The organism is Betaproteobacteria bacterium (assembly GCA_009377585.1).
GTDB lineage: Bacteria > Pseudomonadota > Gammaproteobacteria > Burkholderiales > WYBJ01 > WYBJ01.
Genome location: WHTS01000111.1, coordinates 1 through 19,394 on the forward strand (window position 1 = coordinate 1; position 19,394 = coordinate 19,394).

Annotated in this window: 21 protein-coding genes; 4 read left to right on the top strand and 17 right to left on the bottom strand. The window is 61.5% G+C overall.

The window, feature by feature from the left end:
* Positions 1-264: 264 nt before the first annotated feature.
* The 3 genes from GEV05_24710 to GEV05_24720 form a co-directional block, all read right to left on the bottom strand.
* Entirely contained in the window at positions 265-1,074 is an 810-nt protein-coding gene (locus tag GEV05_24710; GenBank protein MPZ46530.1) for a hypothetical protein, read from the bottom strand.
* Between the two features lie 44 nt (positions 1,075-1,118).
* Positions 1,119-1,343 (bottom strand): CDGSH iron-sulfur domain-containing protein, encoded by a 225-nt coding sequence (locus GEV05_24715; protein ID MPZ46531.1) that lies wholly within the window; start codon positions 1,341-1,343, stop codon positions 1,119-1,121.
* A gap of 74 nt (positions 1,344-1,417) precedes the next feature.
* Positions 1,418-1,837, bottom strand: a complete 420-nt coding sequence (locus GEV05_24720; protein ID MPZ46532.1) for a hypothetical protein — start codon at positions 1,835-1,837, stop codon at positions 1,418-1,420.
* A 205-nt stretch (positions 1,838-2,042) separates the two neighbouring features.
* On the opposite strand from GEV05_24720, the gene GEV05_24725 reads away from it, so the two are divergent.
* Complete coding sequence (locus GEV05_24725) at positions 2,043-3,392, top strand: MmgE/PrpD family protein (protein ID MPZ46533.1); 1,350 nt, start codon at positions 2,043-2,045, stop codon at positions 3,390-3,392.
* A gap of 44 nt (positions 3,393-3,436) precedes the next feature.
* Here GEV05_24725 and GEV05_24730 read toward each other — a convergent pair whose 3' ends face one another.
* From GEV05_24730 to GEV05_24755, 6 genes are all read right to left on the bottom strand, one after another.
* Entirely contained in the window at positions 3,437-4,408 is a 972-nt protein-coding gene (locus GEV05_24730) for a tripartite tricarboxylate transporter substrate binding protein (protein MPZ46534.1), read from the bottom strand.
* 581 nt (positions 4,409-4,989) lie between these two features.
* Positions 4,990-6,069 (bottom strand): IS1380 family transposase, encoded by a 1,080-nt coding sequence (locus tag GEV05_24735; protein ID MPZ46535.1) that lies wholly within the window; start codon positions 6,067-6,069, stop codon positions 4,990-4,992.
* A 6-nt stretch (positions 6,070-6,075) separates the two neighbouring features.
* Positions 6,076-6,372: a hypothetical protein gene (locus tag GEV05_24740; protein MPZ46536.1), complete on the bottom strand. Its 297-nt coding sequence runs from the start codon at positions 6,370-6,372 to the stop codon at positions 6,076-6,078.
* 68 nt (positions 6,373-6,440) lie between these two features.
* The gene (locus GEV05_24745; GenBank protein ID MPZ46537.1) at positions 6,441-8,225 is read right to left on the bottom strand and encodes a response regulator; all 1,785 of its coding nucleotides are present in this window, start codon (positions 8,223-8,225) and stop codon (positions 6,441-6,443) included.
* A 2-nt stretch (positions 8,226-8,227) separates the two neighbouring features.
* Positions 8,228-9,289, bottom strand: coding sequence for a 5-methyltetrahydropteroyltriglutamate--homocysteine methyltransferase (locus GEV05_24750; protein MPZ46538.1), 1,062 nt, complete (start codon positions 9,287-9,289; stop codon positions 8,228-8,230).
* Between the two features lie 218 nt (positions 9,290-9,507).
* On the bottom strand, positions 9,508-10,431 hold the full coding sequence (locus tag GEV05_24755) for a YihY family inner membrane protein (protein MPZ46539.1): 924 nt from the start codon (positions 10,429-10,431) through the stop codon (positions 9,508-9,510).
* A gap of 283 nt (positions 10,432-10,714) precedes the next feature.
* On the opposite strand from GEV05_24755, the gene GEV05_24760 reads away from it, so the two are divergent.
* Positions 10,715-12,091 carry a divalent metal cation transporter gene (locus GEV05_24760; GenBank protein MPZ46540.1) on the top strand — a complete coding sequence of 459 codons (1,377 nt, stop codon included), beginning with the start codon at positions 10,715-10,717 and terminating at the stop codon, positions 12,089-12,091.
* A gap of 144 nt (positions 12,092-12,235) precedes the next feature.
* Here the strand turns inward: GEV05_24760 and GEV05_24765 are convergent, their stop codons facing one another.
* From GEV05_24765 to GEV05_24775, 3 genes are all read right to left on the bottom strand, one after another.
* The gene (locus tag GEV05_24765; GenBank protein MPZ46541.1) at positions 12,236-12,577 is read right to left on the bottom strand and encodes a cupin domain-containing protein; all 342 of its coding nucleotides are present in this window, start codon (positions 12,575-12,577) and stop codon (positions 12,236-12,238) included.
* A 30-nt stretch (positions 12,578-12,607) separates the two neighbouring features.
* Positions 12,608-12,910: a hypothetical protein gene (locus tag GEV05_24770; GenBank protein MPZ46542.1), complete on the bottom strand. Its 303-nt coding sequence runs from the start codon at positions 12,908-12,910 to the stop codon at positions 12,608-12,610.
* Positions 12,911-13,008: 98 nt separating this feature from the next.
* The gene (locus GEV05_24775; GenBank protein ID MPZ46543.1) at positions 13,009-13,794 is read right to left on the bottom strand and encodes a DUF1264 domain-containing protein; all 786 of its coding nucleotides are present in this window, start codon (positions 13,792-13,794) and stop codon (positions 13,009-13,011) included.
* A 106-nt stretch (positions 13,795-13,900) separates the two neighbouring features.
* On the opposite strand from GEV05_24775, the gene GEV05_24780 reads away from it, so the two are divergent.
* Positions 13,901-14,524, top strand: a complete 624-nt coding sequence (locus GEV05_24780) for a hypothetical protein (GenBank protein MPZ46544.1) — start codon at positions 13,901-13,903, stop codon at positions 14,522-14,524.
* A gap of 32 nt (positions 14,525-14,556) precedes the next feature.
* Positions 14,557-14,931 (top strand): hypothetical protein, encoded by a 375-nt coding sequence (locus tag GEV05_24785; protein MPZ46545.1) that lies wholly within the window; start codon positions 14,557-14,559, stop codon positions 14,929-14,931.
* Between the two features lie 77 nt (positions 14,932-15,008).
* Here the strand turns inward: GEV05_24785 and GEV05_24790 are convergent, their stop codons facing one another.
* From GEV05_24790 to GEV05_24810, 5 genes are all read right to left on the bottom strand, one after another.
* Positions 15,009-15,221 carry a DUF2934 domain-containing protein gene (locus GEV05_24790; protein ID MPZ46546.1) on the bottom strand — a complete coding sequence of 71 codons (213 nt, stop codon included), beginning with the start codon at positions 15,219-15,221 and terminating at the stop codon, positions 15,009-15,011.
* 48 nt (positions 15,222-15,269) lie between these two features.
* Positions 15,270-16,301, bottom strand: coding sequence for a TIGR03557 family F420-dependent LLM class oxidoreductase (locus GEV05_24795; protein ID MPZ46547.1), 1,032 nt, complete (start codon positions 16,299-16,301; stop codon positions 15,270-15,272).
* A gap of 92 nt (positions 16,302-16,393) precedes the next feature.
* Positions 16,394-16,903, bottom strand: a complete 510-nt coding sequence (locus GEV05_24800; protein MPZ46548.1) for a DUF4142 domain-containing protein — start codon at positions 16,901-16,903, stop codon at positions 16,394-16,396.
* A 30-nt stretch (positions 16,904-16,933) separates the two neighbouring features.
* Positions 16,934-18,352: a cytochrome B6 gene (locus tag GEV05_24805; GenBank protein ID MPZ46549.1), complete on the bottom strand. Its 1,419-nt coding sequence runs from the start codon at positions 18,350-18,352 to the stop codon at positions 16,934-16,936.
* 235 nt (positions 18,353-18,587) lie between these two features.
* A complete protein-coding gene (locus tag GEV05_24810) occupies positions 18,588-19,355 on the bottom strand; it encodes an ATP-binding protein (protein ID MPZ46550.1) in 768 nt (255 codons plus the stop codon).
* Between the last annotated feature and the right edge of the window lie 39 nt (positions 19,356-19,394).

The window sequence follows — 19,394 nt, forward strand, 5'->3', positions numbered from 1 at the left end:
TCGATCCAGAGTTCGTGGTTCGGACCGTCATCTCGACACCTGATCAACCGTGCATAACGGAAAAATCATGCACCCCACGGCCTCGCTCGCAAATTTCATGAATAATGCAGGTTAAGCATCCGATTCTCGGCCTGGAGGAACTCGATGACGAGCAACTGATGGCGGTGGACCCAGCCCTAGACAGCCATCAGGAGAAACGTCAGCACTGAAGGGGCCGAACCCATGCCGAAAGTCTACCGCGGACAACGTTTGAATTGTTGGACACTACGGCCTGCCGAACGCACGGCCGACGAAGGCCTTCAAGCGCGCGCCGACGCGGCTGGGTGCCGGATTGGATGCCGGGCTGGTTCGAGAATCGGTTGCATCCCGCTGCTCTGCTAAAGCTTCGGCGACATTCCGCTGCTTTGCTTCGAGCTCGCCTTGCGCGGCGCCGACCAGTTGCTCGATCGCGCTATTGTTCAACGGATGCCCGAGGATCGTCGCGGGACGCGGCATGCCGTTCCAGTCGGGCTCGGTCGCATCCCGCTTCACGCGCTCGGCGAACGGGGGTTTTTCCACCTCCTCGGTCCGCAACAGCTCTTCGTAACGGCCGGGAAAAAGGCGCACCAGCTTGCACGCAGCGTTGCGGCGAGCGCCATTGCAGGCTGCCTCGGTGGCAATGCGCCGCAGAACCGCCTCTTCCTCCACGCTCTCGATGGCTGGATCGTATACATCGCAAGTGACGAAACCGGTCGCCGCGAGCACGACTTGATCGCTGTCCATGCTGCGGAATGCGTGCACGCGCACCTCAGCGATCGCCTTACTCGCCTCGTAGTATCGCTTCTTCAGGAAAATCTGGTCGACTCGATCGAGCCAACTCAACCAGCTTTCACCCGGCCCCAGATCGGTCTCACGTGCGACGTCGATGCCGGCTTCGCACTCGTACGCCATGACGTTGTACTCGCGCCAGAAGTCCTCGCCGCGTCCGGACAGGTCGTGGTCCCGATAGCGTTCACCGAACGCATCGCGATTGCGCCTTGCGCGACGGCTCAACGCATCGATCAGCGCATCGCGGACGTCTTGACCGAATTCCATCGCTGGGCTGCTCGCGAGGCCTGCTCGCACCCCTCGGACGCCGCCTACCAGCTCAGCGCCTCATCGTGCGGCTCCACGCATGTATGGCGCCGTCCTTGCGAGTCGTACCAGCACAGGTCGGGACCTTCCTCGGCCGTCCTGAGCTTGTTGTGCGAACCGTCGCAGAAGGGCTGGTTGCGCGACAGCCCGCAGGCGCAGATCCAGCGCGTTTCGCTGCCGATTTCGACCTTCAGCGGCGAGGTTGCGGTTCGCTTCACGAGTCGCGCCATGGTGATCTCCTTCTATTGGAAAGGGACGCCGATTCGCCAATTGGGAACAGCCCCCGATTGGGGTCTGTCCCCATTCAGACCATACTGGCCTTGCGGCGAGCTGGAGACGCGATCGAGTCTTCCTTGCCCGGCAGCGGCGAAGTGCCGCGCCATTGGCCAACGTCGATGACGAGGCCCTCGGGAACCCGGTACTTCGACTCGTAGTAGGCATCGCCCAGCGCGATCGGATTGAGCTCGGTGGCGCCGGCCGCCATCAGGCGTCGCCGGGTGGTGTCGGCGTCCTCCACGCTGAAGCCGATGTGCTCGAAGCCGGCAGGCCGTGTCTCACCGCGGGTGGTGGTCGGCAGGAGCGTGATGTTGACGTCGCCGTCGGAAAGGTCGATCGGCCCGTGGTCGCGCCGCTGCACCAGCTCGAGCCCGAAGACCTGCTGGAAGAAGGCTGCGGTCGCTTCGACATCCTCGCAGCGGATCGCGATGTGACGTATCTTCGCCATGTGCTCCTCCGTGGTGGGATTCTGCGGTGATCCTAGCACAGGGACATGCGGCGAGCGGCGTTGATCTGCGGCGCGCACGCGCGCGGCGGGAAATCGGGCCGCACAGTAAGCCTCTGCCTGCTGTCGCTCGAAGTTCGGAAGAACGCATTGGTCCACTAGGACGCCACACGCCGATTCCTTTCACGAAAGCTCAAGGTCATCGCAAATGAACCAGGAAGTCGAAGCAACTCGCATCCTCGCCCGCTATGTGATGGATTCCGACTACGCGCACATTCCCGCGTCCATCCGCCACGAGGCGAAGCGCGCCCTGCTCAACTGGCTCGGGTGCGCGATCGGCACGGCGCGGCACGAGACGATCGAATGTGCGCTTGCCGCCATCGCACCCTTCGCGGGCCCGCCGCAGGCGGCCGTGTTCGGCCGCAAGGAGCGACTGGATGTTCCGAATGCGGCGTTTCTGAACGGGACCAGCTCGCACGTGCTCGACTTCGACGACACGCACGAAATGGCCGTGCACCCGAGCGCGCCGGTCTACCCCGCGCTCCTTGCCTTCAGTGAATGGCGCGGCACCCCCGGTGCGGACGTCCTGCACGCCTTCGTACTCGGCGTCGAAGTCGAATGCCGGGTGGCACTCTCGGTCTTTCCCGAGCACTACGACGCCGGCTGGCACATCACGGGGACTGCCGGGGTCTTCGGCGCCGCAGCGGCCACCGGTAAGCTCGCTGGTCTAACGCATCGGCAGATGACCTGGGCGCTCGGCATCGCGGCGACACAGTCGGCGGGCCTGCGCGAGATGTTCGGGACCATGTGCAAGAGCTTCCATCCCGGGCAAGCGGCCCGCAACGGGCTGATGGCCGCGTTGCTCGCGCAACGGGACTTCTCGAGCTCGGAGCGCGGCATCGAAGCGCCGCGCGGCTTTGCCCGCGTCATGTCGACGCGCTTCGATCCGCTGCTCATCACGGATGGGCTGGGCGAGCGCTTCGAGCTCGGCCGGAACATGTACAAGCCCTACCCCTGCGGACTGGTGATCCACGCCGCTATCGACGGCTGCCTGGAGTTACGGCATATGCACGGCATCGACCATCGCACGATCGAGCGCGTCGAGCTCGGCATCCATCCCATGGTGCTGGAGCTGACCGGCAAGCGCACCCCGCAGACGGGCCTGGAGGGTAAGTTCAGCGTCTATCACGCCGCCGCCGTGGCGCTCGTTCGTGGCGCGGCGGGCGAGACGCAGTTCGGCGACGAGGCGGTCCTCGATCCCGCGGTCGTCGACTTGCGCGGACGCGTGCAGGCACACGTCGATCCCGGCGCGAAGACCTACCTGGAAGCTCGGGTGAAGATCGTATTGCGCGACGGCACGGTGCTCGAGCGGCACGTGCCGCATGCGCTCGGCACGCTGGCGCGGCCCATGAGCGATGCCGATCTGGAAGCCAAGTTCCGGGACTTGGTCGCGCCCGTGGTTCCTGCCACGCGCATCGACGAGCTCATCGAGCTCTGCTGGACGGTGGAGAAAGTCGCGGACGTGGGCGCGATTGCTCGCGCAGCCACGCCGGCCTGACGTTCGAGCCGCTCGGGCTCGCAGTCGCTCGACCGCGACCGGAGCTACTGGATCGGAAGGTTCGCGGCCTTCACTGCCTTGCCCCAGCGCGCGATCTCGGACTTGATGTGCGCGGCGAACTCTGCGGGAGTGCTCGTGACCGGCTCGCCGCCCGCATTGCGGATGGCCGCCGCGACTTTCGGATCCGCGATCGCCTTCACCGTTTCCGCGTGCAGGCGCGTGATGATCTGCTGCGGCGTCCCGGCCGGCGCGAGGAGCCCGTACCAGGCGCTCACCTCCACGCCCGGAACGGTCTCTGCAACCGTCGGCAGCTCGGGCAGCGCAGGGGAACGCTTGTTGGAGGCGATGGCGATGAGCCGCAACCGGCCGGCCTTCGCCAGCGGAACCACCGTGGGGCCTGTGCCGAACATGAACGCCACTTCGCCGCCCAGGATCGCGCGCGCTGCCGGCCCCCCGCCCTTGTAGGCGACGTGCAGCATGTCGACGCCCGCGGCCTGCTCGAGCAGTTCGCCCCCGAGGTGCGGCAGCCCGAACGTGCCCGACGAGCCATACACGATCTGCCCGGGGCGGGCCTTGGCGAGCGCGATCAGGTCTTTGACCGATTTGACGGGCAGCGACGGGTGCACGGCCAGTATGTACTCCGATAACGCAACGAGGCTGATCGGCGCGAAATCGCGAACCGGATCGTAGGGGAGGTTCTTGTACGTGTTCGGGTGGATCGTCATCGCGGCCGCAGCGCTGAAGAGCAGCGTGTAGCCGTCGGGCGCCGCCTTGGACACAAGCTCGGTGCCGATGCGCCCGCCCGCGCCCGGGCGGTTCTCGAGCACGAACTGCTGACCCATGCTCTGCGTGAACGCGGCCGCCAGGATGCGGCCGTTGGTATCGATGCCGCCGCCGGGCGACGAGGGGCCGATCATGCGCACCGGCTTGGCGGGATAGTCCTGGGCGAGGGCGGCCCCTGCGAACGATAGAACGAGCGCGGCGGCGAGCGGTAGCCGGGAAGGAAGGCGGCTCATGTGTCTCTCTCTTGGCGCGTGGAGCGGTGCCTGCACGCTAGCACATGCGCGTGCAGGAGGCCAACGGCCCGCGGCAAACGGGGAATCCCGTGCTCAGTAGGGTGAAAGATCCGGCGCTCGCCAGCGCAAGCCGGGGGCGTTTCACTAGGTCTGGCGCGGCTGTGGTGCGCAAATAATCCCAAAGGGAACCTACCCACACGACTCGCGGCATAGTGTCACGAGCTCATCTGCATAGTGGCCAGCGAATACTCATGGTGTAAACCGCCCAGCACCGATCGCGCGAGCACGAGCGAACCCGCCGCCAGACGATGTCGGGATTTGGCCCTCACCGCCAGATCGCGCGGTGGGTCCGGCACGCCGGGCCCTAGCCTGCATTATTCATGAATTCCGCGAATGGGTCGGTATAGCGTATGGTTCTGTCGTTGCGTGGAGCCGATCAGATCGTTGCGACGATGATGGGCTGGGCGAATTCGCGCTCAGTCCCAAATTCGTGCCTTGCCTGGCAAGACTTCGCGGGCAGGGGTGTGAAGGCGCCCGCTCCGGTGTTGCGAGCAGAGGTCATGCGAGGGGCGAACGGAACGCTACCCGCAGACGGCGCCCAAGCGCCGCGCGATCTGACACCAGTCCGAGCTCCAAGGCGTACTCTGAGGCAGATGCAATACGACGCGGCGCACCGAGCGGGTCAGCCACACACCGAGTTTGAACAGCCGTTCGCGCAAGGTCCAGACCTGTGCCCGAGCACAGTCGGTGCCGGCGGCGCGGGTACGCAACTCCTGCATCAGCACATAAGCCGCCGCGGTGAGCAGGACGCGAAACTGATTGGCCCAGAAGCGCGTGCAACTCGTGCGATCGATCTCCAGCCCATGGTGCAGCTCCTTGATGCGCAGCTCGATGTTCGCCCGCTGGCAGTAAATATCTTCGTACAACCGTCGCGGTGCCGCGGCCAAGTTAGTGATGACGAAGCGCGCGTTGTCACGCGCCTCGCGCCCCGGATGGCACACCACTTCGGCCTTGAGAATGATTCGGCGTCTGCGCGCCCAGCTCTTGGCGGCGTAGCGAAACTCCCCGTATATGTGCTCGGTTTGGCCGCTGTTCGCCGAAGCCGAGCGGGCCTGCTTCATCCACGGCTCGGCGAGCCGATCGAGCACCGCGTTGCCCGCCATGGCGATGGTGTAGTCAACGCCCTCGGATTCGAGGAACCCCAGGATCTCGGGGCAGGCAAACCCACCATCGAGGCGCACGAACAGCCGCGCCTTCGGAAACGCCTCGCGCGGGCGCCCGAACATTCGATCAAGGATCCCGATCGCCCCGAGCTTCGCCGGCGCACGCCCGGGCCGCAACACATAGGTAAACAAATACTGCTCGGGCTCGGCATCAAATTGGACGAACCCCGCTACCGGCAGATAACACCACGTGTCGTAGTGGCCGTTGAACAGCGTCAATTGTTGCCCGCCGTGGGTCGGGTCATCGGTTGGATCGAGCTCGATGGTGATGCGCCTGGCCCGCCCGCGCAGGCGTCTGCGCTGGCGCTCGATGACCGTCTCCGCCAGCGCCAGCCCCATCCGATACAAGCTCTTCGGCCCCAGTGCATTCTCCAAGCGCGACAGCGTCGCCTGCGAGGCGAGCCCCGCTCCCGTCACCGGATCACGCTCCAGCAACAGCTACTGCTACTGCACCGGATCATCGGCCAAGCGCGCCGCATCGTTGCAGTCCGCGTACCCACAGGCAATGGCAAACACCCGTTGCCGGATCAGATCATCCAGCGTGTGCTGAATCTTCCCCGCTTGCCGAGCGTCGCGCGCGCAAGCGCTCAACCGATCGATCAAACCCAGCCGCGCATCACACGCTTTGAGCAACACCGCACCCCCATCGGAACTCGCGTGCGGCTGGTCGAACTGCGCAACCACTCGCTTGCCGAACAGATCTTCGAACAAAACACTCTGTCGTGTGCTATCGTCGTTCACGCAAAGGCTCCTTCCCTGGCGGTTCGCTCGTCTCGCAACGGCGTTCTACCATGAAGTGAGCCTTTGTCTTAGGCGCTTCGTGAATTATTCAGGTTAGAGATATGGATCCGGAAGCCCGCCCGCAAGACTTTCATGCGGTCTTCGGCGCGGGCGAAGGCAGTCAGGGCGATAGCCGGGGTGTTGCCGCCGCGCTCTGGGCCAAGGTTGCGCAGGCGCCTCAGCAGCTCGAAACCATCGGCCTCCGGCATGCCAAGGTCAGTGACAATAAGATGGGGCTTCTCACGCTCGACGAGGTTCAGAGCTTCCGCTGCGCTTGCTGCGGTCATGACGAATGCGCCGCAGTCTTCAAGGATTTTGTGCATCAGTTCGCGCGCGTCCGCATTGTCATCAACCGCCAGGACGACAAGGCCCGCGAGGTCCGGCAGTTGAGAGGGCGCGGGCTGCAAGGGATCTGCAGCCGGGTGTTCGGCCTTCTCTGCAGCAGGTGCGCGATGCACGGCAGTTAGCGGGAAGGCGATGGTGAAGGTTGAGCCCTGACCTTCGCCAAGGCTCGCCGCCCGCAGCGATCCCCCGTGCAATTCGACGAGCTGCTTTGCAATCGCGAGGCCCAGACCGAGCCCGCCGTGACGCCGCGCGCTACCCGCGTCTGCTTGGCGAAACCGATCGAATACGTGCGGGAGAAACTCCGAGCTGATCCCAATGCCCGTATCCGCGATACTTATCTCGATGTGGGAATTGACCCGCTGCAGAACGACCTGAATCTTGCCCCCTTTAGACGTGAATTTGATGGCGTTCGAGAGAAGATTCCATACGATTTGCTGCAGGCGAGACGGATCTCCCATGATAGGCCCAGCCTTGGGGTCGATGATTTTTTCAAGCCGCAGACCCTTCGCGTCCGCCGCCGGTTGTGCACTGTCGAGGGCTGCCTCAACAGCGAGAGCTGGCGGCAATGTTCGGACATCGAGCCTAATCTTTCCTGACGTGACGCGGGACATGTCAAGTAGGTCTTCAATCAGGCTCGTTTGCGCCCGTGCATTGCGCTCGATTACTTCCACGGCGTGTCGGAGATGCTCGTGGCTCATGGGGCGGCTGGCGATCACACCCGCCCAGCCGAGTATCGCGCTCAGTGGCGTGCGGAGTTCATGTGACAGGGTCGCAAGAAATTCGTCCTTAAGGTGGCTTAAGTGTTCAGCGTCCGCACGCGCTTCGCGCTCGCTTTCATACAGCCGGGCGTTATCCATCGCGATCACGGCCTGGGCTGCGACCCCGGCTATCAAGCGCTCAGCGCGTTCCGTAAAGACGCCGGCATCCGGGTGACCAAAGAAAAGCCCACCGAGGACGGTGCCCGAACGCGATACGACCGGTACGGCCAGATAGCTCTTCACCGGCAGATGACCCTGCGGCATGCCGTAATGGGGCGCCATTTTTCCGTACCGGGGATCGCGGGTGATGTCGTCGGAACGAACGATACCCTCGCCGCGGAATGTCGGATTGAAGATGGGTGTATTCCGAGGCATTCCGAATCTTCCGAAGGCCTCACGCGGCGCGCCTGCAAGGGTAAATAGCTGATAGGCCTCGCCCTGTTTGCCGATCACGTTGTAGAAGAAGGCGCCGAACTTCGCGCCGGAGAGCTCGGTCGCTGCATCGGTGACGGCTTGCACGATGCTTTTCGTGTCCAGATGCGACCCAAGCTTCATTCCGATAGCGTTGAGAATCTCAAGACCCCGCTTCTCCTCGCGCAACTGCTCTTGAGCGGCTCGCAACTCCTCCTCGGCGCGTGTACGGGCGGCCAGGATCGAGCGAGCATTCTCGAGTGTGACGGAACGAAGCCGTTCCTCTTCATCGTCCGTCATCGCTAAGCGATCCGCAACTCGGCTGCGGCGAGGCTCGTTCCTTCAATACGGGCGCTGATCTTGGCGAAAGCCATGGCGCGCGTCGTCGACGTGTCGTCGCAAAATGGGGAAAAGCCGCAGTCATCGGTCGTGCCGAGCTGGTTCACTGAAATGTATTCGGCCGCTTCGAGAATCCGATCGCGGACTTCCTGTGCGGTCTCAAGGCGCGGATCGATCGGAGCAATGACTCCCACGAACACCCGCTGGCCCGGCTTCAGGTATTGACGAATCATGCGGAGTATGTGCCGCCGGTCCTTCTCGCCGGCTAGTGCGACGTAAAAATTCCTCACATTGATTTCAAACAAACTCGGGAGCAGTTGCCCGTAATCCACATCGGCGCTGTGGGTCGAATCCAGGTCGCTACCGGGACACGTGTGCACCCCCAGCCGGACCCGTTCTTCCGTCGTAAAGCGTGACAGCGCGAGGTTGTTGAGGTCAATGAAGCTGTGCAGCAACTCCCCGCTCGGATCGATTTTCATGGCGAGACGCGCCTCGGTGAAATCAATCTGAACGCAATGCGCACCGCGCTGCAAACAGCGGCGGATCTCGGTCTCGTGCTCGCGAATCAGATCATGGATGAATTCATCGCGCGAGTAATCCGGGATGCCCTCTGCCGGGTACATCAGGCTCAGGGCCGATGGGGAGATGAGTGCCTGCTTGACGGGAACACTTGAATGCCGAAGCGCTTCGGCGAGGAACCCGTCGGCGTAGCGCCGATAACTGAACGGGCCGCGTACGAGGCGTGGCATCCGGCGGATATGGCCGGCGGCGAACGGAATCCGAAAGCCGTCGGGCGCCGTGTTGATGAGCCCCTGGACGGGATAGTCCCAGAAGTTATGATACTTGCGCTGCTCGCCGTCAGAGATCACCGGGGAGCCGGTCATCTCGAACTCGCGCACGGTGTCGCGCACGGCCTCCTGATAAAGCGGCTCGACGCGCGGGTCCTCCGACCCATAGGTGGCAACGGCCTCGATGAGGGGCGCCGGACGCGGGATACTGCCGATGGGCTCGGTGGGAAGGCTCATGCGCAGTTCTCCTTGCCTACCCGCGGACACTCTGATCGCGGCTATGGACCATAAGGTTTTGTATCATGCTGGGAAGCGCACGACGGATGACTCGGCGATTTGCGTTAGGACGCCCATACGCGGTCGACTTGAAGCTTGACGCCGTCGCGCAAGCGCCGTGGGCCCGTTCGCGGGTCACTGGCCTAGCGGCTAGACAGGCCCAGGTCGACAGTGCGGGCTCAACTCGCAACGCGCCGCAACTCACGACGCTGGCGTCGATTCTCCTGGCTGGTGGCGTTGGCGGAGGGCTCATGGCCGGAGCCGTGGGCGAGCGCATAGGCGCGGGTGAACTCGGCACCTAGCAGGAAGATCTGCGCCGAATAGTAGACCCAGATGAGGAGCACGGCCAGAGAACCGGCGGCGCCGAACCCGGAGGTCACACCGCTCTTGCCGAGGTAGAGACCAATCAGAAATTTTCCGATTTCGAAGAGCACGGCGGTCACCGTGGCGCCGATCCAGACATCCCGCCATGCGATCGGCGTTCTGGGCATCAGCTTGTAGATCATGCTGAAGAGCGCCGTGCTGAGGACAAGCGAGACGACCAGATTGACGAGCTGCAGCAGAGCTTCCTGACCCTCGAAATACTGACCCCACCAGGTGCCGAGCGCGGCTACCGCCGCGCTCACAATGAGGGAAACGAGAAGGAGGAAGGCCAGGCCCAGCACCAGCCCGAACGAGAGTAGACGCGTCCGGATGAACCCCCACACGCCGGCCGGCTTCCTGGCCGCCGGCACCTTCCAGATCCGGTCAAGTGCGTTCTGGATCTCGGCGAACACCGTCGTCGCTCCGAAGATCAGGAGAAGTATGCTGGCTATGGCCGCTATCGCGCTTGTTTGCGGCTCGCTTGCGCTCTTGAGCAACCCTTCGACCGCAACGGCCCCCTCCTGACCCATCAGTCCCTGAATCTGCCCGACCACTTCCCCCTGGACGGCCTCTCGGCCGAAAAAGAAGCCGGCCACGGCGATCACCAGTAGCAGCAAAGGCGCAAGCGAGAAAACCGTGTAGTAAGCGATCGCGGCACCCATGCTGGGCGCATAGTCGTCGCTCCATGCCCCAATTGACGTCTTGACGAGGGACCACCACTCTCGGGGGGAAATTGCCATGGGACACCTGGGACGCTAACGGGCTAACTTGCGCACCGCTCATGCCTGAGGCCCGCGCGCCCACCGCGACGGTTCTTGCCCACATCCGAGCTCGGGTGCAGCCTTTGCTTTACCCGGTTGCTGCATTCGCGCGTACTTCGTCCCTTGAAAGGATGCCACATCTCTGGGTTATTCGAGCATCTAAGGATGGCCTAGGCACTGCTCATTGAGAGCTGCTTTCCGTAACGGGTGCACGGTTCCCCTTCACACAAGTTCGCGTTCATTGAAGCTATGACATGCATGCATGCCGCGACATCCCTCTGCGCGCAAAGCCGCCTCGCACGCGGCAACTCTCCCGGATGATCGGTCCTTGCCCGGCGTGTCTGTGAGACTTTACCGACCTACGCGAGGTGGAGGTTCAGCATCGCCCCAGTCGAACCGCCGCGGCGTTCTGCGCCGCCTTGGCCCTGGCCTAGTCACCGGCGCCGCGGATGACGACCCTAGCGGGATTGCAACCTATTCGCAGGCCGGGGCGCAGTTCGGGTTCAACATGCTTTGGACGATCGCCCTCACCTATCCGCTCATGGTGGCCGTGCAACTCGTTAGTGCCCAGATCGGGCGCGTGACCGGTTGCGGTCTGGCCAAGAACATCGCGTACGTGCTCCCGCTCAGCATTGTGCGTCTGCTCGTTTGCCTGCTCTTTCTGGCTAATACGATCAATATCGGCGCCAATCTCGTGATGATGGGTGCTGCCGCGCAACTCGTGACCGGCTGGAATCACCACTGCTTCGCAGTCGCCTTTGCGATGCTTTCACTCGGGCTTCAGCTGTGGATCCCCTACGATCGCTATGCCGGCTATCTGAAGTGGTTGACGCTGGTGCTCTTTGCCTATGTCGCAGTCGTTTTTGTGGTCGATGTGGATTGGGCTGCGGCAGGACGTGCTCTGGTCACGCCACATTTCGCGCCGACCTCGGAAGTTTTCACGATTGTCGTTGCCATTCTCGGCACTACGATCAGTCCTTATCTCCTTTTCTGGCAAAGCAGTCAGGAGGTCGAGGAAATCGCGCAGCACCCCCATGCTCATCCGCTCAAGGAACGCCCGCGCGAAGCGCCGGCCGAGCTCGTGCGCATTCGCTGGGATACGTTCGTCGGCATGGCGCTCTCCAACCTGGTCGCTGCGGCAATCATGGTGAGTGCCGCCGTCACGTTGCATGCGCAGGGCCAATTAGACATCGGCAGCGCCGCGCAGGCCGCTGAGGCATTGCGTCCGATCGCTGGAGCCTTTGCGTTTACTCTGTTCAGCCTAGGCATCATTGGCACGGGTCTACTTTCCCTGCCCGTTCTAGCAGGATCGGCGGCCTATGCGATCGGTGAAGCGAGCGGCTGGAAATGTGGGCTGCAGAACAAACCGCAGGAAGCAGTAGGCTTCTACGGGGTCATCGCGGCGGCGACCCTGCTCGGCATTGGCATGGGTTTCTCGACGCTCGATCCCATAGAAGGCTTGATCTGGAGTGCAGTCATCAATGGCATCGTCGCAGTACCGGTGCTCGCAGCGATGACTTGGGTCGGAAGCCGTCATAAACAGATGGGACGCTTCACTTTGTCCCGCTTCACTATAGCCTTGGGATGGCTCACGACCGGGGTTATGGCGGCAGCGGTACTTGCGATGGCCGTCGCTTGAAAGAAATCTTTGGGAATTTCGCCTTATTGCTGAGAGGTCGGTGGCAGTTCTCAAAGTAGCCCCGATGAACAAACAACATATTGGGTTTTAGTGCAAAAGAGGAAGCGAGACAGCCCCCACCTTTGAGGCCCCTCGACGCGACTCTTATCGGCTCCCCCGCGGAAGGGGCTCTCCTTTCTTGTCGTAGGCAGGCGGAACGTAAATGTTCAGCGTTCGCAATGGCTCTTCGCCGACCTGACGGATCTCATGCTCATCACCGTGCTCAATCAGCAGCAGTGACCGCTCGGAAAGGCGATGGCGCTTACCGTTAACGATGGCGACGCCCTCCCCTGAAACGACAAACAGCCATTGGTCGGCGCCCCGATGGCGATTGCGCGAATCGCCCTCTTTGTCGCCTGGCCTGAGAACCATCTCCGCCGCTTGCGCTCTTCGGTTGCCAAGAACAACGGCGAACTCCTTCGTCAACCGCAATTTCGTTTTCTTCATGAGTTCCGCTACCCAAGATCGTTCATCCAATTAAAGCACTTCCATTCGAATTGCTCTTACTACAACGACATCTTGAACGAAGCGTCGCTCTAGTTCTCGCTTATACCGCTTCCACCACGCGCGGCGTAGACGCTTCACCATGACCTCAATAACGATGATCTCGTCCCGCACCGTGCGCTGCGCCTTTCGCCAAGCGCCTTCCGCCGGCGCATTGATGAAGGCGGTGACGCCGCCGAATTCATTGGTTAACTCCCGTTGAACAGCGGCAATTAGACGATGGCGTCGACGCGGCGAATCCTGCCTCGTCAACGGCAAGAAAAGTTGGACGCAGATCATTGCCTTGTTCATGCCCATTGAACACCGGCCCACACCAGGGCCTGATCACTGACTTCCGTACCATGATGCACCCCCCTTATTTGGCCGTCGGGCGGCTACTTGGCCACGGGTGGATCATTGTCGCTATGAGGAACCGGCGCTCCCGTGGCAAGCGGCTGGAGCGTTAGCTGCATGACATTCCCCCGTTGCCAGGCATCCGCGCCGGACGCAATGTGGCGAGCGGGGATGTTTTCGCGGTCCTTGCGATTCTCCGCCGAGGTAATACCGAAGCGCTTGTCGCGCGACGTCAGCATCGCCTCGTTGATCTGCCCATCGGCCGTGAACCCCATCATTAGCATGGGATGGCCGAGCGGCAGAGGAAGCTTTTGGTCCGTGTGCCAAGTGTGCCAAGTCTTTCCATACGTCCCAATGATTTTCTCCATGAATCTGTGCTCCGCTTTCTTTGGAACGCCGGGAACGATTAATTGGCCACCCTTCACTTCATGGACATGGCTGTGCCAGAGTTTCTTTTCTTCTTCTGGTAACGTCTCGAACAGCTTCCGGCTGATGATGTACTCGACTCGCATGATCTTGGCGTCCCTGCCGTTGCCGTCGAAGATCACGCACTGGTTCACATCCTCATTCACCACGGAGCAGTAATGGTGAGCCTCCATCTGGGCCTTGATGTCCCCGTTGTAAAAGTGGAACCCATCCATGTAAATGTTGAGTGCCTCCAGCGGCTCTTTGCCCTGTAGCAGCGCGGTCCCAGTCTCCAACACCTTGGTCTCTACCTTAGTTTTGTCGCCCGCGGACCTCACGTTCGATGGCGTCGTGTTATCCCCGCATGCAGCGAACGCGTTTACGACGAAAAGAAAGCATGCTGCTCGCCCGACTGCTGACATTGCGTCCTCTCACAATTCGGATGGCGGCAATTTCCTGCACGGCTCGCGCCCGCAGCCGACAGCGTGGTTGAACGATGGAGCGCCACCCCCATGTTAGTTTCCTGCTATGACTTGCGCCGCCATACAGACCTCGCTATTCGGCCAGCAGGAGGTCCTGCCGCACGGCCTCATCTACCGTCCCGACTTCCTGACGGTGGATGAGGAGAAATATTTGCTGACTGAATTTGCCCAACTGCCGTTCAGGGAGGCGCATTTCCAGCAATACGTGGCCCGCCGGCGCGTGGTTCGCTTCGGGGAAGGCGAGTATCCGGCCAGCTACGGGAATGAGGCGCAGACCGCGAATCCGCGTAGGCCTTTCCCGGATTTCTTGCTGCCGTTCCGCGCGAAGGCCGCGCAATGGCTCGGCATGGAGGAGCGCGCCTTCGTCCATGCGCTCTGCACGGAGTACCAGCCCGGATCGCCGATCGGCTGGCACAGGGACGCGCCGCATTTCGAGGTAATCGTTGGCATCTCGCTTGCAGGAAAAGCCCGAATGCGATTCAGGCCCTATTTGGCTGAGAGCGCCAGGGCGGCGATTGCGATCGAGCTTGCGCCGCGTTCTGCCTACGTCATGCAGGGCGATATTCGGTGGCGCTGGCAGCACCACATCCTTCCGACCAAAGAACTGCGATACTCGATCACGTTCCGCACGCTCCGATCGGATCCGAAGGCGAAACCGGCTCCCCGTTAGGTATGCCTACCAAACCAACTGACCCAGATCTGGTGCACTGGCTGCCCCTTCCGGAACGCAAGCAGGCGCTGGAATTCACCGCGCACGGCTGGGCAGTCGTGGAGGTTTGCGCCGGGATCGCTGAGTATCGGAAGCCGCAAGACTTGATCGTTCACATGCTTGGCCAGATCATCAACGGCTTCATCGAAAGAGACATCAAGACATCCGGCGGAGAGCTGCGAGTCGAATGGCGAGTGCCGGAAGACGGTTTGACGGGCACGGCTACGTTCGCGATCGACGCGCTGAAGGTTGCAGCCGCTGCTTGCGATATGGATTTGGGCGAGCTTCAAACCGCTATTCAGTCGTCACTCGAGCTGTCTCTGCTTAAGCTCTACGACGAGCACAACGACAGAAAGAAGCTGCATTAGTCGACCGCGCGGCGCCGCTTCGCCCCCCTCATAACATGTCCTAATATTCAACCCTATGGGACATTGCTCTCTTACATTCAAGTCTTACGCTCGGAAGGAGCCTGGCGTCCTTTGCCGACAGGGTCCGCCTGGGACATGCCTCCACTTGCTGGAATTGGCACATTTTGCGCGTCGAGTTCGCGCTCGGCTTCGAGCCAATCTTCCATTTCATTGTTAGGTGCAAAGCCTCGATGCGCTGATCGGTAGTACGCGACTTCTGAAATTTTCCTTCGACGATCCTGCTCTTTCATTATGAGTCCTCCGTATGGCGACTAAGCTGCATTACGTGCATGAGACAGCTACGCTCGCTTGCGTAGTTTGCCGGACGACTTGCGAGACCTTCTAGCTTTCAGTTGCGGCAACACGTGTTCGCCGTAGGCCTCAATAAACCGGGTTTGGTCCGGCCCCGCAGAATGAAAGTAGAGATGGTCGAACCCTAGCTCAAGGTACTGGTGGGCATGCTCGACGTGAGCCGCTGGATCGTCTGAGATACAGGTGGCCTTCTCGATCGTTTCGGATCCGACCACCTTGCCATTCGCCTCCGAGAGCTTGGGCGTGTGCAATCGCTGCGTGAACATCGCAGGCACCATCGCACCGGCCCAGTACTCCTTTCGGGCGGCGATGGCCTTCGCCTTGTCTTTCGTGAAATCGGCTGCTACTTCGATTATCTTCGGCAATCGCGCCGCGCCCCTGCCGGCTTTCTTCGCGCCCGCCTCGAAGTTCTTGATCATTTCCCGGTAGAGGTCGGGCTCTTCACCACCTACGGTGAAGAGCCCGTCACTATGCAGGCCTGCGAAGTACGCGCTCTCGGGGACGAGGGAAGAGACATAAATCGGGATGTTCTCCCGAGGTAATGAGTAGATCTTTGCCTGATGAGGCTGATAGAACTCACCCTCGTGTGTGACCGGCTCGCCTCGCCACAATGCTCGCATTAGTTCGATAGCTTCGCCGAGTTGAGCTTGCCGCACGGTGTATTCAGGCCATTGCCCCACAGAAGAATATTCGTTCAATGCCTCCCCGGTGCCGACGCCCAGGTAGACCCGACCGGGTGCAAGGCAGGCGAGCGTCGCGCACGCCTGCGCGACAGTGCTGGGGTGGTAGCGAAGGATCGGGCACGTGACGCCAGGCCCCAGCTTGATTGTGCTCGTGCGGGCGGCGACTGCTCCTAGCCAAGTCCATACGAATGCGGCTTGGCCTTTCTCGGCCCAAGGATGAAAATGGTCGCTGACATCCAGAGAGTCGAACCCCGCGGCTTCTGCTGCAATCGCATAGTCGAGCAGCTCTTGGGGTGTATATTGCTCCGCGCCGGCCTTCCAACCGAATTGCGCCATAGCTAGCTCCAGGTATCGTGTTCGCTCAAGGGACTCATGGGCTCAGCTTCGGCGGTGGCACATCTGTTGGCCTGCTCGCCCGTGGATAACGGTTACTTTGGTAGCGCGCGCGCCATCTTCAGATGATCATGCAACGTCGGCAGCGTCTTACTCGCAAAAGCCTTTAGCTCGGCCGACTGGCCGGTCTTGGCTTGCTGCTCGAAAAGCGAGATTGTGGTCTCATGATCGGAGACCATTTGCTCGGCGTAGGCGCGATCGAATTGCGCACCCTTTAGCCCTTCCAGCTTCTTCAAGGCGCCCTCGTGCTTTTTTCCTGGCTGCTTCGGCACGTCGATTCCAAGCTTCTTCGCCATGGCTTCAAGCTCGGCGCCCGCCTTGCTGTGATCGCTCACCATGGTTTGACCAAACTTCTTGATTGCCTCGCTGTCGCCGTTCTTCTGGGCGAGCTTGCCTAGTTGGACTTCTGTAATGCCACCGCTGGCGGCTTCCATAACGAAATTCCGGTCGCTTGATGCGACATTGGTGTTCCCCTTCTTGTCGGCGGCCGGAATAGGCGCGGAAGCGAGCATGATTGCGAGAACGAACGGCGTGGCGACGTGCATGGCTTTCTCCTTGGCATTGCAAGTAGAGGACTACAGCTGCCGCATGTAGGCGACCAGCGACTGTTTCTCTTCGGTCGTGAGCTTTAGCTGCAATACCATATTGAAGAACTCGACCGTGTCTTCCAGTGTCAGCAGCCGTCCGTCGTGGAGGTAGGGTGGTGAATCCTTGATACCCCGCAGCGTGAACGTCTTGATCGGCCCGTCAGCGCCGTTCTTTTGGCCATTGATGACCTCCGGGGTGTAAAACCGCTCGAGCTTCAGATCGTGCATCTGGTGATCCAGGAAGTGTGGCGGCTTGTGGCACTCTGCGCAGCGGCCCTTGCCGACGAAAACTTTCTCGCCGGCGAGCTCCTGCTTGGTCGCCTTGGACGGATCGAGCCTGCCGGTCGGATCGAGCTTCGGTGCCGGCGGGAAGTCGATCATATTCTGCACCTGCGCCATCAGAGAGACCTGGGTTGTGCGGTTAGGTTGGTGCGAGCCCTTCTTGCTGGCCGAGACGTGATCGCCGTTGAAATAGGCCGTCGTCTGCTCGAACTCGGTGAAGTCCTCGACCGAGCGCAGCGAGCGCTTCGAGCCGTGGATCTGCTGATTGAACAGGCCGCGCAGACTCACGGTATCGATGCGGAAGCGGCGCTCTTGCGGGCGCGTGTCGGGATTGAGATGGAACGCCGCGTTGGTGTGGAAGTTGACGTGGCAGTCTAGGCAGGCGATGCCGAACTGTGGCTCGGCCACCTTGCGGTCGCCGGTCATGTTGAACTCTTCCTGTGGGAATGGATGCAGGAGAAGGCGCAGACCTTCCATCTGTACGGGCGTGAGGATTCCGTTGAAGATCTTGAAGAAGTTGCGCGTCGTGACGACCTGGCCCTGAGATACATCGCCAAGCTCTGGCCGCTGCTGAAGGAAGATGGGCGGCGGAAACTCGGGCAGCATGTGATCTGGAAGATCGAAGTCGATGTCAAATCGCTTGAGGGTCCGCCGTTCTTGCTTATCGATCTCGTCGATTTCAAATTGGGGAAACACCATGCCGCCGGTCTCATGCTTGACGTGCGGCAACGGTAGGAACCCTTTCGGGAAGGCCCTCTGCGCTTTGACTTGGTCAGGCGTCATCTGCGAGAGCTTCTCCCACGACATGCCGGAGGGAAGGCGCACCCGAACGCCGTCCTGCACGGCTCGGCGGCCACCCGACATCATGAGCTTCGACGGCCTATCGGACAGGTCGTAGCGCTCGTTCAGCAGCTGCTGCTGGCGCTCCATGACCCGAGGCTTCGTTTTCTCGTCCCGTGCCTTCGAGGTCTCGAAGTCGTCGTCGGGTACTGCCCGACGGTAGGTGCCGACGATGCCTTCCCGCGTGGTGGCGAATTCTGCGCCAGGCGCTGCCAGGTTAGCCGGCGAGAACGTTGCGGCCACGGTCAAAGCAGTGGCCGCGAGTGGCGTGCGGTATCCCGGCATGGAAAGTCTCCTCGGACTGAGACACGGCCTGGTGCATCCGCCGTGCCCCTGACCACACCGAATCAAGGCTTAAGCACTACCTTGATGCAGCCATCTTCCTTGTCCCGAAAGGTCTCGTAGGCTTCTGCGGCCGCCGGTTCGAAGATGCCGGTATTTGGCCGGTTTGAAACTGCTTATGGGTTTTGACGATGGCGTGGGTCGCACGAACGTGCTGGGGGGTGAGCGCAGGTGTTCTTCAGATCTCGACCTGGTCCTTGGATCGATAGCTCTTGCCCTCGATGCGCACGGTCTCTGCGTGGTGCAGCAAGCGGTCAAGCAAGGCTGAGGTGAGCACGGCGTCGTTGTTGAAGATGCTGGCCCACTGCTTGTATACGCGATTTGTTGTAATCAGCGTAGCGCCGCGTTCATAGCGGTGGCTGATGATCTGGAACAAGCAGTCGGCGCCGAACTTGTCGATCGGAAGGTAGCCCAGTTCGTCGATGCACAGGACTTCGGGTTTGATGTACTGGTGCAAGGCGCGCTTGATGCTGCCCCCGGCATGTGCGGCGCTCAGTGTATTGATGATTTCGATTGCGCCGGTAAACAGTACCGACTTGCCGCGCAAGCACACGGCATGTCCGAGTGCGGTCATGAGATGGCTCTTGCCCAGCCCGGTGCCGGAGATGAACACGACGTTGGCGCGCTGCTTGACGAAGTCCAGGTGAAACAGGTTCTGGATGAGCAGGCGGTTGATCTTGGTGGGCCAGTTCCAGTCGAACTGATCGATGGTTTTGAGCACGGGGAAGCGTGCATACTTGATGCAACGCTGCACGCGACGATCTTCGCGCGCGGCGTTCTCGCCGCTGACTAACTCCAAGAGGTAGTCCAGATGCGACCAGTGCTTGTCGGCCGCGGTTTGGGCCAACGCCTGATGGTTCTCGAGCATGAACGGCAGGTTCAACGCTTTCAGACGCGAGCGCAGCGCATCGGCGTCGGGATGGGTGTGCTCACGTGAGGGGCGCATCGTCGTCTCCTGGGTCGCGATCGTAAATGGACAGATCGG

Excerpts from the sequence above, each read along its gene's own strand:
- GEV05_24710 (MPZ46530.1), bottom strand. The coding sequence starts at position 1,074 with ATGGAATTCGGTCAAGACGTCCGCGATGCGCTGATCGATGCGTTGAGC.
- GEV05_24730 (MPZ46534.1), bottom strand. The coding sequence starts at position 4,408 with ATGAGCCGCCTTCCTTCCCGGCTACCGCTCGCCGCCGCGCTCGTTCTA.
- GEV05_24720 (MPZ46532.1), bottom strand. The coding sequence starts at position 1,837 with ATGGCGAAGATACGTCACATCGCGATCCGCTGCGAGGATGTCGAAGCG.
- GEV05_24755 (MPZ46539.1), bottom strand. The coding sequence starts at position 10,431 with ATGGCAATTTCCCCCCGAGAGTGGTGGTCCCTCGTCAAGACGTCAATT.
- GEV05_24780 (MPZ46544.1), top strand. The coding sequence starts at position 13,901 with ATGACTTGCGCCGCCATACAGACCTCGCTATTCGGCCAGCAGGAGGTC.
- GEV05_24775 (MPZ46543.1), bottom strand. The coding sequence starts at position 13,794 with ATGTCAGCAGTCGGGCGAGCAGCATGCTTTCTTTTCGTCGTAAACGCG.
- GEV05_24790 (MPZ46546.1), bottom strand. The coding sequence starts at position 15,221 with ATGAAAGAGCAGGATCGTCGAAGGAAAATTTCAGAAGTCGCGTACTAC.
- GEV05_24725 (MPZ46533.1), top strand. The coding sequence starts at position 2,043 with ATGAACCAGGAAGTCGAAGCAACTCGCATCCTCGCCCGCTATGTGATG.
- GEV05_24810 (MPZ46550.1), bottom strand. The coding sequence starts at position 19,355 with ATGCGCCCCTCACGTGAGCACACCCATCCCGACGCCGATGCGCTGCGC.
- GEV05_24765 (MPZ46541.1), bottom strand. The coding sequence starts at position 12,577 with ATGAAGAAAACGAAATTGCGGTTGACGAAGGAGTTCGCCGTTGTTCTT.
- GEV05_24760 (MPZ46540.1), top strand. The coding sequence starts at position 10,715 with ATGCCGCGACATCCCTCTGCGCGCAAAGCCGCCTCGCACGCGGCAACT.
- GEV05_24805 (MPZ46549.1), bottom strand. The coding sequence starts at position 18,352 with ATGCCGGGATACCGCACGCCACTCGCGGCCACTGCTTTGACCGTGGCC.
- GEV05_24800 (MPZ46548.1), bottom strand. The coding sequence starts at position 16,903 with ATGCACGTCGCCACGCCGTTCGTTCTCGCAATCATGCTCGCTTCCGCG.
- GEV05_24750 (MPZ46538.1), bottom strand. The coding sequence starts at position 9,289 with ATGAGCCTTCCCACCGAGCCCATCGGCAGTATCCCGCGTCCGGCGCCC.
- GEV05_24745 (MPZ46537.1), bottom strand. The coding sequence starts at position 8,225 with ATGACGGACGATGAAGAGGAACGGCTTCGTTCCGTCACACTCGAGAAT.
- GEV05_24715 (MPZ46531.1), bottom strand. The coding sequence starts at position 1,343 with ATGGCGCGACTCGTGAAGCGAACCGCAACCTCGCCGCTGAAGGTCGAA.
- GEV05_24795 (MPZ46547.1), bottom strand. The coding sequence starts at position 16,301 with ATGGCGCAATTCGGTTGGAAGGCCGGCGCGGAGCAATATACACCCCAA.